This window comes from Paenibacillus sp. JT31N17 (assembly GCF_056269255.1).
On record NZ_JBWDNP010000006.1, the window covers coordinates 371338 to 385254 of the forward strand.

Annotated in this window: 9 protein-coding genes and 1 pseudogene; 1 reads left to right on the plus strand and 9 read right to left on the minus strand. The window is 54.1% G+C overall.

The window, feature by feature from the left end:
• Positions 1-2: 2 nt before the first annotated feature.
• From AC0YOB_RS21285 to AC0YOB_RS21295, 3 genes are read right to left on the minus strand one after another with little or no spacing between them, the layout of a single operon-like run.
• Positions 3-803: a sugar phosphate isomerase/epimerase family protein gene (locus tag AC0YOB_RS21285; RefSeq protein WP_475794472.1), complete on the minus strand. Its 801-nt coding sequence runs from the start codon at positions 801-803 to the stop codon at positions 3-5.
• A gap of 50 nt (positions 804-853) precedes the next feature.
• Positions 854-1897, minus strand: coding sequence for an aldo/keto reductase (locus AC0YOB_RS21290; protein WP_475794473.1), 1044 nt, complete (start codon positions 1895-1897; stop codon positions 854-856).
• Positions 1898-1921: 24 nt separating this feature from the next.
• Positions 1922-2350, minus strand: coding sequence for an RbsD/FucU family protein (locus tag AC0YOB_RS21295; RefSeq protein ID WP_475794474.1), 429 nt, complete (start codon positions 2348-2350; stop codon positions 1922-1924).
• 200 nt (positions 2351-2550) lie between these two features.
• Here AC0YOB_RS21295 and AC0YOB_RS21300 point away from each other — a divergent pair, with 200 nt between their 5' ends.
• The gene (locus tag AC0YOB_RS21300; RefSeq protein ID WP_475794475.1) at positions 2551-3765 is read left to right on the plus strand and encodes an ROK family transcriptional regulator; all 1215 of its coding nucleotides are present in this window, start codon (positions 2551-2553) and stop codon (positions 3763-3765) included.
• A 21-nt stretch (positions 3766-3786) separates the two neighbouring features.
• Here AC0YOB_RS21300 and AC0YOB_RS21305 read toward each other — a convergent pair.
• The 6 genes and pseudogenes from AC0YOB_RS21305 to AC0YOB_RS21330 form a co-directional block, all read right to left on the minus strand.
• A pseudogene (locus AC0YOB_RS21305) lies at positions 3787-4008 on the minus strand (ATP-binding cassette domain-containing protein); the annotation flags it as partial.
• A gap of 157 nt (positions 4009-4165) precedes the next feature.
• Positions 4166-6478 (minus strand): glycoside hydrolase family 95 protein, encoded by a 2313-nt coding sequence (locus AC0YOB_RS21310; protein WP_475794476.1) that lies wholly within the window; start codon positions 6476-6478, stop codon positions 4166-4168.
• Between the two features lie 501 nt (positions 6479-6979).
• On the minus strand, positions 6980-8101 hold the full coding sequence (gene dgoD, locus AC0YOB_RS21315; protein ID WP_475794477.1) for a galactonate dehydratase: 1122 nt from the start codon (positions 8099-8101) through the stop codon (positions 6980-6982).
• 71 nt (positions 8102-8172) lie between these two features.
• Positions 8173-10056: a sialate O-acetylesterase gene (locus AC0YOB_RS21320; RefSeq protein ID WP_475794478.1), complete on the minus strand. Its 1884-nt coding sequence runs from the start codon at positions 10054-10056 to the stop codon at positions 8173-8175.
• A gap of 60 nt (positions 10057-10116) precedes the next feature.
• On the minus strand, positions 10117-12306 hold the full coding sequence (locus tag AC0YOB_RS21325; protein WP_475794479.1) for a hypothetical protein: 2190 nt from the start codon (positions 12304-12306) through the stop codon (positions 10117-10119).
• Entirely contained in the window at positions 12303-13868 is a 1566-nt protein-coding gene (locus AC0YOB_RS21330) for a carboxylesterase/lipase family protein (RefSeq protein WP_475794480.1), read from the minus strand. Before AC0YOB_RS21330 ends, AC0YOB_RS21325 begins: the two co-directional genes overlap by 4 nt.
• Positions 13869-13917 lie beyond the last annotated feature (49 nt).

Here is a 13917-nt window from a genome sequence, read left to right on the forward strand (position 1 = left end):
TGTTAACCCTCCTGTTCAAATAATGACCGGGCGTAAACGACGTCCTGACGGATTAAACGATCGACGTCCTGTTCATTCGTGTATTCTGCCGTTAAACATACTACACCGTTATAATTCCGTTTCTTCAAGTAATTCGCCGCTCGTGGCCAAGAAGCCAGACCTTGATTGCCGGCTGTAAAATATCGCTTCCACTGCGCATCTTCCGCTTCCGGACCGTTTACGCGATGATAATAGGCATTTTTAAAATTAACCATAGACAAATACTCCCATACGATTTCCAATCCATACTCCGGCTGCTGCCCGGCCAATGCATCGTGTGCGGTATCCCAGATGGCTCCGACAAGCTTCGGATCAAGTCCTTCCAGAAGGTGGAGGAGCCCCATTGAATCCACCACATTGTTGCCGTAATGTTGCTGTGCGGCGACCTTAACGCCATATTTTTCGCATAATGGCAGCAGATCCTCCAGCTCAGCCCGGGCCTTTCTCTCCGACGCCACGTAGCCAAGTTTCGGATCGATGAACGGCATGATCCGAATCAATGGAATGCCGGCTTCCGCGCAGCCCGCGAACACATCTTCGTCAGTACCGCTCGCCACGCTGAATATTTTCAGCCCATGTTCGGCAAATTGCTCCACCAATTGCGGAAGCTTGCGAGCTTCAGCAGGCTCCAGCTGGTACCCGTTCCGCAGCGGAAATTCGATTCCGTCAAATCCCAATTCCTTGACGAATTTCCCCAAATTCCACACGGATGCCTCTTTCCAGGGCTTCGTAAATACAGACAATGAAATCTTGTTAGCAGACACAACCACACATCCTCATTTTATTTTTTTATGTCAAAATTTAAATTAAGCAATTAATAAATGCGGCTGTGATTTCGATTCTCGTAATAATCCGGATTGCCGCCCAATTTTTTCAGCACCGGATCGGTTATCTCGTTCAGCCGGTAAACGACATCTGCGCTCAATTCCAGAGCAGCTCCTCCCACATTAAGCTTCAACTGCTCCAAATTTCGAGATCCGACGATTGTAGTTGCGAGATCGCCGTTTGCAATCGCCCATGCCAGAGAAAGAGTCGTCATCTCTGTGCCGACCTCGTCGGCCACAGTCTTGATTTGTTTAAGCGCTTTATTTATTTCCGATTCGGCCCCTTCTTCGCCATGCCTTGTCCCTTCTCCTCTGGAGTAATGAAAATGGCGAGATCTCGCCTGCATCGGGCGGATTGACCCGGTATATTCCCCTGTCAGCAGACCTTGCTGCAGAGGCATGTAGCCGATCACTCCGACGTTATGTTTGGCGCAGAAAGGCAATATGGCTTCTTCAATCGCGCGAGAAAGCAAATTATACGCAAGCTCGTTGGCAACGACCGGGACGCCGCTTGCAAACACCTCTTCCATTTGCGCCACGCCGTGGTTGCTGATTCCGATGTAGCGGATTTTTCCTTCTTTCTGCAATTCCTTTAACATTTCGAATACATCCTGGACCTTGGGCAGGTTTTCGATCAAATCGGCGTCCTTCGTAAAATGCTTTACCGACCCGCGCGTGATCGGCCAGTGCAGCATATAAAGGTCGATATATTCGGTCCCCAGTCTTTTTAAGCTGGCTTCACATCCAGCTTTTAATAAATCGGGGCGTGAATTAGCCGTATTGATTTTGCTGCCGATTACAGCTTGATGACGCCTTCCCTTCAATGCCCGACCTAATGAAATCTCGCTTGCGCCGTCGTTGTATACTTCCGCCGTGTCAAAATAGTTGATTCCATATTCCAAAGCTTTATGCACTACTTTATCGACGTCCTGCTGGCTTTGCTCCCCCCAGTATGCTCCGCCCCCAAACTGCCAGCATCCCATGCCTAGTACGCTGAGCTGCAATTCCGAATTTCCAAGTCTCCTTGTTTTCATTTCAAAAACGCTCCTTTTTCCCGACTACTCGCGAATAACTCCTTTCTTTAGGATCAGATTTCCTTTAAAAGATTGATCGCTCGTCGCGACTACCGCGAATGCGTTTCGGGTCCGAGTATAGAAGGCGAACCTTTCCTCATAACCGAACTCGTCCAGGCTTGGCTCATGTTCCCGTATGAGGGATCGATATTGCTCCCATACTGCCGGAGACTCATCTCCCTGCAATAAAGACATCACCACCGCGGGGCGATCAGTGGATTTATCCAACGGGAAAAATGGCATAATTGCCTGCAGCAGGTCCGGTATGGAATGCCCGTCGCATCGCACAAGCCTTTGCGCATTTGCCGAAGCCGGAAAATTGCCGTCGGCCAGCACGACTTCATCCCCGTGGCCCATTTCCATCAATATTTTCATCAATTCCGGCGAAATGATCGGTGGTATACCTTTTAGCATCTTCTGCCTCCCCGTGCATCATGGTCGTAAAAGTAGCCGCTTACAATGAACATACTATCATGCCCCAAAATCTTTTGTAAAGATTTTAATTTAATTTTTTATTTTTATTGAAAAGCATCAACTTCTGTTATAATTTAACGCTATATGCTATACTTATGGTGTTTTTCAATGATCGATTTTAAATTAACTAGAGGGGTATTATGACTCAATTTGAATTAAAGGAATTAAAGGATCAGAAAGGCAGTAAACTCGCGATCCTCCAAGCATTGCGAATGCACGGGAGCATGTCCCGAATCGATTTATCGCGCTTAACCGGACTAAGCAGGGCCACCATATCCATTTCGATCGCCGAACTGATAGAGTACGGATTAGTTTATGAAACGCACCACCGGCTGACCACGAAGGGACGTCCGGCTACATCGTTGGAATTGGCGCCGAACTCCAGAGTCATTATCGGCGCAGACCTCGATAACCGGACATGGACCCTTGGGGCGTTCGATTTGCTTGGGAATGTCATCAGGACCTTGAAAATTCCAGTTCACACGCTCGATCCCGATGCTTCCTTCAAAATTCTTGCGGGGGAAATCAAGTCTTTTGTGCAGGAACTTGAGCAGCCTGCAATTCCGCTATTGGGCCTGGGAGTTCCCGGACTGGTAGATGCCGAACATCGCGTGATTCGCAGCGCCGCGGAGTCCGGCTGGCACAATGTGGATGTCGGCGGTCTAATGAAGAATGAAACCGGGTGGACGACCGTTGTCATCAATCGCCATCGGGCCCGCGGCCTCGCCGAATGCAGGTATGCGCCGGACCAGCAGTATCACAACATGATTTACATCGGGGTTGGTTCGGGGATCGCGGCGGGGCTTTATATCAATCGGCAACTATTATCGGGGGCTAAGGGAGGCGCTGGCGAAATAGGGCATACTACCGTCGAACCGGACGGTCCGTTATGCCCTTGCGGTAACCGCGGATGCCTGCAGGTGTTATCTGCAGGACCCGCAATCGAACAGGAATATCGAAAATTAATTCGCCTTTCCGACAGTCCGACTGCGTTATCTGATCACCTTGCGGACCTGCAGCTGGTAAAGGCCCAAGACATTTGCGCAGCCGCTGAGAACGGAGAGACGCTGGCGATCGAGGTCGTCCGGCAAGCGGCTGACTATTTGGGCATTGCGATGGCCAATTTACTCAATACCTTTAACCCCGAAGCCATTATCTTGGGTGGCTTTATTCCCAATGCAAGCCCTCTCTTTGTGGAATATGCCACCAAAACGATGCGGCAGCGCGCGATGCATCCTCTGTCCAGGGAAACGGTTGTCAAGACATCGACATTCAAAGAAATCGGCGGGGCGCTGGGAGCCGCCAACTTTGCTTTAGACAAGCATATTACGCTCTCTTTTTTTGGCTCAACCTAGGGCGTGTATTCAAATCTCAGTGCCCGCTATGCTCAGTCCGAATTCCACGTTCTCGTATGCTGACATCAGCGGAACCAGGCCTAACGACTGGAATACCAGGCCGATATCCTTGCGCCGCATCGCGTTTCGATCTGCGCCGGACATTCGGGTGATTTCCCTACCCCGGAAAATGACCTGCTCCTCAGTCGGCTCATCAAGAGCGCCGAGTATGTTCAGCAGGGTCGTATTGCCGGAGCCCGACCGGTACAACCTGCCGAGTTTTCTTATTTACCTGTCGAGTTATGGATTTTGCTCACATGAAAGGGCGAGCTCCGGTTGGAGCTCGCCCTTTGCGTACAATCGGCATGGTAAGCCGCCAATATATCTTCTATCTCGAATAAAGGTATTTCTTGCGTATTCTCTATGAAAACGTGTTTTCATCAACCACACAGACGGACCCCGGCCGCTCAAAATGCAATGCAGCCGTTTTGCCTCGGTAGATGACTGCAGCGCTTGTTCCCCCTCGGCCGGACTGTATGGATGCCTTGGTCAGGAGGCCGTCCTGCCATTCCATATCAATCTCCAGCCCGCCGCGGGCGCGCAGCCCCCGAACGCTGCCTGTTTTCCAGGACCCTGGTAAAGCCGGCAGCAACACAATGGAACCGTTTCGGCTCTGCAGCAGCATTTCCGCTATTCCTGACGTTCCTCCGAAATTGCCGTCGATCTGGAAAGGAGGGTGATCGCAGAACAAATTAGGCAGCGTGGAGGAGCGGAGCAGCTCCGTCACATTTTCGCCGGCCAGCTCGCCTTCCTCTAATCTGGCCCACATATTGATAATCCACGCCCGGCTCCAGCCGGTATGCCCGCCGCCGTGTTCCAGCCTTCTCTCCAGCGTTCGCTTCGCCGCCGCAGCAAGCTCCGGCGACTCTCTCCGATCGATCTGATTGCCGGGATGCAACGCAAATAACTGCGAGATATGGCGATGACCGGGCTCTACCTCTTCGTAATCCACGGTCCACTCCTGGATTTGGCCGTATTTGCCGATCGACGGCTCCGGTATACGGGCGAGCGTTTCCTTCAGCTTCCCGGCGAATTCCCTGTCCATCTGCAAGATTTCCGCACTCTTGATGCAATGCCCGAACAGCTCGCGGATAATTTGATTGTCCATTGAAGGTCCGTAGCACAGCGCCCCGCTTTCCCCGCTTGGGAGCAGGTAGCTGTTTTCCGGTGACAGGGACGGGCATGTAACCAGGTTCCCGTCAGGGTCCTCTACCAAATAATCGAGGACAAATTGAGCAGCTTCCTTCATCGTTCCGTAAGCTTCGCGAAGGAATGCCTCGTCACCTCCGTAATCGTAGTGATCCCACAGATGGAGGCAGAGCCATGCGGCGCCCATCACCCAGAAGGTCGATGCCGTATATACATCCTGTGGGGCGGTATCCGCCCATATATCTGAATTATGATGCGCCATGAAACCACCGCAGCCATACATGTAGGCGGCGGTTTTTCTCCCGCGCACCCGCAGTCTTTCGATAAAATCGAACAGCGGCACGTGGCAATCGGACAGATTGCAGCTTTCCGCAGGCCAGTAATTCATTTGCGTATTGATATTAATCGTATATTTGCTATCCCACGCCGGAATCATGTCCTTATTCCAAATCCCTTGCAAATTGGCCGGGAGCGAGCCAGGCCGACTGCTGGCTATCAGCAGATAGCGTCCGAACTGAAAATACAGCCCGATCAAACTCGGATCATCCTTGCCATCGGAAAGCCGCTTTAACCGAACGTCTGTAGGGAGATCCTCCGCCGAAGCGTCCGCTTCCGAATTCTGCAAGATAAGTGACGCCCGGCTGAATAGTGCACGGTAATCGCTGACATGAACGGAACGCAATTCGGAATACGTCCTGGCCGCCGCACGGTCGAGCCGTCTCGCACATTCGGTTTCCATCTCTTCGCGGGAAACTCTGAAGTTCGTGCACGCCGATATAAGCAGCGTTGCCGCATCCGCATGTCCCACCTGCAGCTGCCGGCCAGTGAACGACCGGGAGCCCCCATCGGTAAGCACCCTCACCGCACAGCAAAACGAGATGCCGCCTTCACCGCCGCTTTTTCCCCGGACAATCAGGTCTCCTGCGCCGTTTGCTCTGATCTCGTCCAAATTGGCATGGAAGGCAACCGGGCGCAGCAAAGCGCCAGACATTGAATTCAGCACCGCTCCTCTGCCGAACAAGAGGGAAAATGAAATACTCCCGGGGCGGTCGGCGGTTAAACGGATGCACATGACCTGATCGGGAAAGCTGGAGAAATATTCGCGTTCATACCCAATGCCCCCCGATGTGTAGCGTACGCGTGCCACCGCTTCCTCCAGGTCAAGTTCTCTTCTGTAGCTCTCCACGGCCTGAGAACCCAAATTCAGGTAGAGGTCCCCGAGAGGCTCATAATGGCGCTGCCCATCGGGTACGCCGATCAGAGCCTGTGATGCCAGCTCTTCGGCCTCGCGTATACGACCGGCGAAGATAAGCCTCCGAATTTCACTCAGATGCTTCAGCGCATCCGGATTTTCCCGTTCTCTCGGACCTCCGTACCATATGCTGTCCTCATTCAGCTGTATCCGCTCAATCTGCTCTTTACCAAATACCATGCCGCCGAGGGTACCGTTACCGATTGGAAGCGCCTCCTCCCATCTGCCAGCAGGCTTGTCGAACCAAATTTTCAGTGGATTTCTTCCGTTCATTCTATATCCCTCCGGTTGTTCGTCTCCTCGTAACTACAGCGAAAGAGGCGGCATTGATAGGGTCAATGCCGCAAAATTCATGTTCAACTATTTGCCAGTATTGCTTTTATACTGATCGTACGCCTTTTGCATAATTTCCAGGTAACGCTTGAGATTCAGCTTATCGTACCCTGGTCGGTTAGGAAAATTCCCGGATTTTGCGAAGGTTCTGCTTCCAGAATAACCGTTTCTGCATTATCGCCCAAGGCCTGGTAAGCGTCGGCATTTTGGGAAACTACGCCAGGATCGATCGGACCTTCCTTTGAAAAAGGTTGCGGAAGTTCTTGTAATTAAATATCCGCCATCAGTGCCGTCGTGGGCAAAGGATCGAGCCCTGGCCAGAATCGTATTTTCAATTCTTCACCGTTGGGAGGATATGCTCTTCATTATATGGCTGCGCAGCGTACAAAGGCGAGTCCCGTCCGGGACTCGCTTCTGTACGCCTTCCATAAAGAGCGGCTCCTAAATTTCTGCGACGCTGCCATCCAGATTATATCGCGGTTCGTACTGCATATAAGTGAACGGATATTTCTCAAACGCCTCTTCATTAAGCTCTATACCCAAGCCGGGACCTTTCGGCAAAGGAAAATACCCGTTTTCAGGCTTGAAGGTCATATTGCAAATGTCCGGCCGAGCGTAGACGGAATGGGCCGCAAACTCCAGAATATCGAAGTTTTGAGTGGCTGCGCTTACGTGCAGGCTCGCAGCCGTTGCGATGGGCCCGTTCGGATTGTGGGGCGCCAGCTTGATATAGTACGTCTCCACCAGCGAAGCAATTTTACGGATTTCCGTAATGCCCCCGCAGTGGCAGATGTCGGGCTGGGCAAAGTCGAACAGCTGGTTTTCCGCAGCCTCGCGGAACTCAAAGCGGGTGAAGAGGCGCTCACCCGCCGCAATCGGGATGTTGCCCGCATTGTCGCGGATTCGCTTATACACGGCCGAGTTCTCCGGAGGAATCGGCTCCTCGAAGAAATGGATATTGTGCTTGGCAGCGGCCTCGAGCAGCCTGATCGCCTCGGCTGGACCCGACTGGCCGTGATTGTCGATACAGAGCGCCTTGTCCTTGCCGATAGCCTGGCGGATCGCGGCCAGATTCTCATTCAGAAATTCGGTATTGGAGGCCGGATCGTGCAGGCTTCCATGTTTTCCGCCGCCCGTTTTGACGCCGTCAAAGCCCATGTCGATCGCTTTCTTCGCAGATTCCGCGTTGCCCGCATGCGTATAGGTTCGGATTTTGTCGCGCACGGCTCCCCCGAGCAGCATGTATACCGGGACATTATAGAGTTTGCCGTTTATATCCCACAACGCCTGATCGATCCCGCTGATGGCGGACATATAGAGGAACCCGCCCTTCCAGAAGCCGTGGCGGTACATCTTCTGCCAGATCTTCTCGATATTGCGGGGATCCTCGCCAATCACGCTGCGCTCCGCCAAAATATGAATGCTCTGCTCGACCGCCTTCGTCTGACCTTCCACGCTGGCCTCGCCCCAGCCGTAAATCCCCTCGTCCGTCATGACCTTGACGAACAGCCAATTTTGTCTGAGCGTGGATACCAGATAGGTTTTAATTTCGGTGATTTTCATCTCGTTTGGGCCTCCATGATTAAATTCACATGCAAGATGGCAGGCCTTGATTCGGCCTGCAATGAATCAGCTTATTCGGTAGTGAAGGGCGAAGCGGGCAATCCTTCCTGATTGCACAGATTGGCGCTTACCGGATTGTCGGCCCATGCGTATCGCACATAGACGGGATCGGGAATCCGGTCGTGCCATACAGCGACAACGTCGCCCTCAATCGCGGCATCCGCCCAAACAAATACCCTATCTGCTCCCGATATGGCGAAGTGTCCCGGGCTGTCCCCGCCCCTGGCTGTCAATCCGCCGCCCGTACTGTCGAAGGACAGCAGGATTCGGTTTCCCTCTCTTGCCGCTGACTTGAACATGGGGCCGGAATGGGCCGACGCATCATCGCCGTATGCTACCCGCCTTGCCGCGAGGGCCAGCCGCAGACCGACGTCCCTTTTATTTACAGGATGAATGTCGTTCCACTCTCCGAGATCGATGGCGACCGCCATCCCCGTGCCGGGCAGGATGAGCGTCCTCCGTTGAGCCTCACGGATTGCGGCCCATCCGCCTGAGGTAGGCCGGTCCGAGGGTTCCATATAGTTGGGCAGCTGAACATACAGGAACGGGAAATCACCGATGCCCCATTTCGCTCTCCAGTCCTCAATCATGGCCCTGAACAGCCTCTCGTACGGCTCGGGATTTTTAGCGTTGGATTCACCCTGATACCAGACGGCTCCTTTGACGGCGTAGCGGACGGCCGGTGCAATCATGCCGTTGTACAGGCCGAGCGGACGCCACTGGACAAACGCGGGGACGGGCAGCGGCTCGCTTTTAGCCCCGATTCGATACTGCCACTCCCCGCTTAAATCGATGATGGTCTCCCCGATTACCAGATGATAGGGCTTGCCCTTGTAAAAGCCGCCTCTGCCCGAGGCATTGACCACCCGAACGACCAGCGTATTTTTGCCTGCCCGCAGACAGCATTCCGGAACCTCGTATTTTCGTGGCGTATATTGGCCGGGGGTGCTTCCCGTAAAAATTCCGTTGATATAAACCGTATCCTCGTCTATTATATGTCCCAGAAAAAGTTTTGCCGGCTTGCCCGCAAGCGAGGGCGGAAGCTCGATGTCCTTTCGGAACCAGACAACGCCGTTGAATTGCCCCAATCCCTCATCCGCCCAATAAGACGGCACCGTTATGGTCGGCCAGGCCGCCGCGAAGAAGCCGGTACCCAGACTCGGCTTCCCGTCATCGCTCAATCCCGCGTCGTTTCGATTGAGATTGCAGGTCCACTCCTCCCGCGCCGTCTGATCCCCTCTCTCCAGAGCTTCCACGAAGGCTTTATCCTTGAGCACGCTTACCGCCTCAACACACTCCGGGAAAGCGGACAGGGCCTTTTCGCTCATGAAGGCTTCTATCGGCGCGCCGCCCAGGCTTGCGTGAATCAGGCCGATTGGAACGCCATACTGCTCGAACAGCCTCGCGGCAAAGAAATATCCTACAGCCGTGAAGTCCAGAACGCTTTGCGGGTCTGCCGCCATCCAGCTCCCCGATTCGTAATCGGCTTGCGGCTCTTGAAAGTTGTATTTGACCGGAACGGAAAACTGCCGTATGGAATCATTGCCGGAGCGGGCGATTTCCTCGGGATACAAACCCTTGACGGAAAGCATTCTCATTCCCATATTGGATTGACCGGAACAAAGCCATACATCACCGAGAAGGATATCGCTTATCGTGACGCTCTCTTCGCCTTTCCCGGTCTCGATTACCATATTATAGGGTCCGCCTGCATTTTCCGTCAGGAAGCTTACCTGCCACCGGCCGTTCGCATCTGCAGCCGCACTGTGAATCTTGCCCATAAAGCGGACCGTAATGGCTTCTCCCGGCGGCGCCTGGCCCCATATGTTCACCATTGCGTTTCGTTGCAGCACCATACCGTCGCCGATCAGGCGGGGCAATTTGATTTTCGTCATAGAAAGCTCCTTGTTTCATTCTCCAATGTAAGCGCTTTTCCCGCTGTGCATCCGCTCCCGTCAAGCAAACGTGTCGTATATCCGGTTTCTCCCGGCTCTCTCCTCCGGGCCGAGTCGCTGGGCGTCCGCTATCTCGTAGCCCCCGAAGATGTCAAACAGCCTCGAAGAAGGATCGATTTCCACATAGGTGCACCAGGGCAGCCAGTGGTAGTGGCTCTGCAGGGTCTGGCTGGTAAAGTTGCCGCTCTCGTGCCCAAGTCCGGGCATAATGTATCCGATGCTGCCGTCCACGTCGTTGGACTGCCGGGTATTCTTGTGAATAAACTCGGCAAAATCGAGATAATGCTCGTCGCCCGTTATGACATACAGCCTGTAGTAGGTATACGAGCATGCGGCCATGTAGACGTCGGCTCCGCCGCCAATGGTAATAATGCTCTGCCCGCTGATCGAATACTTGTTGAAGGGATGTTTCGGCAGCAGCGTTCGCACCGGGAATTTCCAGGCATAGGTCCACGTTTCGGTGTAGTCGGCCGCTCCGATCGCGGCCTCGAGCCATCGGGCCTCGCCGGTCAGATCGTACAGGGACAGGAATCCGAACAGGGCGTAGATGCCCGCCTCCTTGTCCTGAATATCCATGTTGTCGCAGGTTCCGCCGCGGTATTCCATATTCAGATAATTGTTGTCATAGGACCACTGTCCGGCCTTGACGGCCGCGGCTTTATATCGCTCATCACCGGATACCAAGTAATATTGTATCAAAAAACGGATGACGCTGGGAGTGTTAGATTTCGAGTCCATGCGTATGGTATTGTCGGTATTGTACGCGCGGTAAAAACTGCCGTCCTCGTTCTGTACGCTCACCAGCCAACCGGCGGTCCTTCTGCAAAATTCCAGCCAGGACGGTCGCTCGTCTCCCTTCCTGCGCATATAGAGGGCGGCGTCCAGGATAGCCTCGACCCCGTCGGCAAGCATTCGCACATAGTGGGGATACGGCTCGAATCCCTCGATGTTCGGATTGTAGCACATGTGCGGCAGGCCGGATTCGGTCATTGCCGATCTCGTCCAGAAATCGACGATGCTCTCGCCCTTTTCATAGGCTTCGGGCACGTTTTCCTTGTCGCCGTAACGCAGCAGCTGATAGCCGATTCCGGGCTGCTGCCCTACAAAGCCGAACTGGAAAGATACACAGGAGACATCCATGTCCGGCAGCTGACAGGCAAAGGGCAAGCCGTACGAATCGCCGTACTTCCGCGTATATCGGGTAAGCATCTTCATGCAGTTGTGGAAGTGAAGTTCGTTATCGACATCGAATAACATATCGCGCAGCCTGTCGTATGTTGTCCGCCAGTTGTCCGTCATCATTCCCTGAAAGCTGCCGTAATGGCCAAAATTGACCGCCACCGTGTAATGCTGCTCGAAGCCGGCCTCCACCGGGTGGTTGACGCGCTGGAACGTCTTGGACTGCTTGTTATAGTCAAGACCCGCGTACCGGTTTCTTCTGGGCATCTGTCCTTCGCAGCCGGGATACACGTAATCGATGGACAGGCCGTCGACCTTCGCCTCGAATGCTTTGCGCACGGCAAAGCCGTAGTACATATAATTCAAGGTTCTGCCTTCCGGCTTGCTCATGCCGATGGCGCCTACGGTCATTTTCGGGTCGACCTGATTTTCGGCTCTCACGATGTCCGTGGAGGGCATGCCGACGTCCGCCGCCCAACGCGACAGAGCCGCCGTTTCACCGGAAGCGATGTTTTGCATGGCAAACAGAGGCAGAGCCGAGCAGGTCTCCAACCGCCAGAAATATTCGCAGTCCTGATCCTTGCCCATAGCGTAATCCGGAGCAAATTCGTTTTGCTTGTACCAGACGCCCGGCGCAAAGCAGTTATAGTCGCGGACATTGTCCGATTCCGCCATTACAAAGGAGAGCTTGGTGGAGAAGCCGAGATCGTCCCCCGCCTTCAGCACCTTGACATTTCGGCTCGCCTTGAACCCCGCGCCGGCAATTTCATATTCGTCCTTAAACGCAAATTCGGAGCCTGTGGGCGAAGTAAGCGTCCCTGTGGCGACAATTGTGCCGCCGGAGGCAGCAATCTCGCCGTAAGCGCTGTCGTAAAACTCGCTTACGGCAAGAGCGGTCTTCACCGTCATAAACATCGGACGCCTGTTGAAATAGAGAAGCTTGCCGTCCTTGAGAACCTCAAGGCCGCCGTCCTTAAAGCTCAGAGTATAGCTGCCGTTTGTCAGCTTCATAGCGATTTCCCCTTTTCGATGGAATACCGTTCGCCTTCACTTACGCTGCCTGATTCATTCTCGCGCGCTTTAAAATATTGCCTCACCAAGAACCTCATCACATCGCCGGGCTGCTCCCTTGCAAACTCGGGCTTATCCTTGAATAGCATTCCGTACGGCGCCTCGGGCGTATACGGGTCCCACTGCGGCATATCCTCGCTGCCGTTCGGATTTCCGGAGCGTATGAAGCTGGCCCAGCTGTCGCACATCTGGCGGGCCAGATCGTAATGCTTGCCGACAAAAGGCCTCCAGCACTTGGCGAGTGTCTCGAAGAAAAACCACAGATCCACCGAATGGAACGTGCCGGGATTGTCCCAGCCCGGGATATCGGCATCGAAATTGTAATAGTACAGCGGAGCGGAGCCGCCTGCGCTCGCCTGCGCGGCAATGCGGATAGCATATTCGATGCCGTTCACGGAGGCTTTCTTCAAAGCCTCATTCAGGTTGCCCGACTGAACGTCGCACAGGGCAAGAAATTCTTCAGCGTCATCGCCGAACATGTCGGCGGCCAGCTTGCGGAATTCATCCGGCGATTCGACATTCGGAGCGTTGATGAACTCAGAGGATGTATGACCAACAAGCACCGGCACCATCCAGCGCTTGTTTTCAAGAAATTGCTCAAACGCGTTGCCTACGCTAAACATATGATCCACGACGGTTCCCCAGCGTCCCTTGTACTCCAGAGATTTGTCACGAATATATTCCGCCTCGAGCTTGCGGGCTTCCTCCAGCGAGGAGACGCCAAGAAACTCAAAAAATGCCACGCCTTCTTGTTCGGCCTCCGCCAGATTGCGCCTCACCCTGGGGGAGCGGCTGCCGGGGTACAGCAACGTGAACATCCCACTCTGAATAATCGCCTTCTGAAAGAGACCTTCGTTCCCGGGCGAAGCAAGGTGACTCAGGACGCTGCCGCCGCCGGCCGACTGTCCGCCAATGGTAATGTTGCCGGGGTCGCCGCCGAAAGCGGCGATATTACGCTTGACCCATTGCGTACCCGCCTGCTGGTCGAGGTGGCCGAAGTTAGCGGGAGCATCCGGAGCATCCGCCGTGATTTCCGGATGGCACAGAAATCCGAAAGCGTTCAGGCGGTAGTTCACCGTTATGACCACAATGCCTCTGCGGGCGATGCGTTCGCCGTCAAACTCCATCTCGGCCGTATGACCCACCTGCAGTCCGCCGCCGAAGTACCAAACAAACACCGGCAACTTCTCGTCCGCGCGGCGTGCCGGCGTCCACACGTTCAGATAGAGACAATCCTCGTCCATCGGGATATCGGGATCGACTGCCCATTCTCTCGTGTAGATATTCTTCTCGTCGATCACCGTCTTCGCCTGCATCGATATCGGGGCGAATTCGAATGCCTTTAAAATACCATCCCAGTCCTTTGCGGGCTGCGGCGCGCGCCAGCGATTGTCGCCGACAGGCGGAGCCGCAAAAGGGATTCCCTTGAAGCTTGTTATACGGGGATCGGCGCCAGGCAACCCCCGAACCTCGCCGTTTTCAACTTTCACGACTCTAAGCATGCTTGATGAGCTCCCTTCACTTCAGATACGAAAGCGATCGCACTATACG

Coding starts and splice junctions, on each gene's coding strand:
- AC0YOB_RS21290 (WP_475794473.1), bottom strand. CDS start 1,897: ATGAAAACAAGGAGACTTGGAAATTCGGAATTGCAGCTCAGCGTACTA.
- AC0YOB_RS21295 (WP_475794474.1), bottom strand. CDS start 2,350: ATGCTAAAAGGTATACCACCGATCATTTCGCCGGAATTGATGAAAATA.
- AC0YOB_RS21310 (WP_475794476.1), bottom strand. CDS start 6,478: ATGAACGGAAGAAATCCACTGAAAATTTGGTTCGACAAGCCTGCTGGC.
- AC0YOB_RS21300 (WP_475794475.1), top strand. CDS start 2,551: ATGACTCAATTTGAATTAAAGGAATTAAAGGATCAGAAAGGCAGTAAA.
- AC0YOB_RS21325 (WP_475794479.1), bottom strand. CDS start 12,306: ATGAAGCTGACAAACGGCAGCTATACTCTGAGCTTTAAGGACGGCGGC.
- AC0YOB_RS21330 (WP_475794480.1), bottom strand. CDS start 13,868: ATGCTTAGAGTCGTGAAAGTTGAAAACGGCGAGGTTCGGGGGTTGCCT.
- dgoD (WP_475794477.1), bottom strand. CDS start 8,101: ATGAAAATCACCGAAATTAAAACCTATCTGGTATCCACGCTCAGACAA.
- AC0YOB_RS21320 (WP_475794478.1), bottom strand. CDS start 10,056: ATGACGAAAATCAAATTGCCCCGCCTGATCGGCGACGGTATGGTGCTG.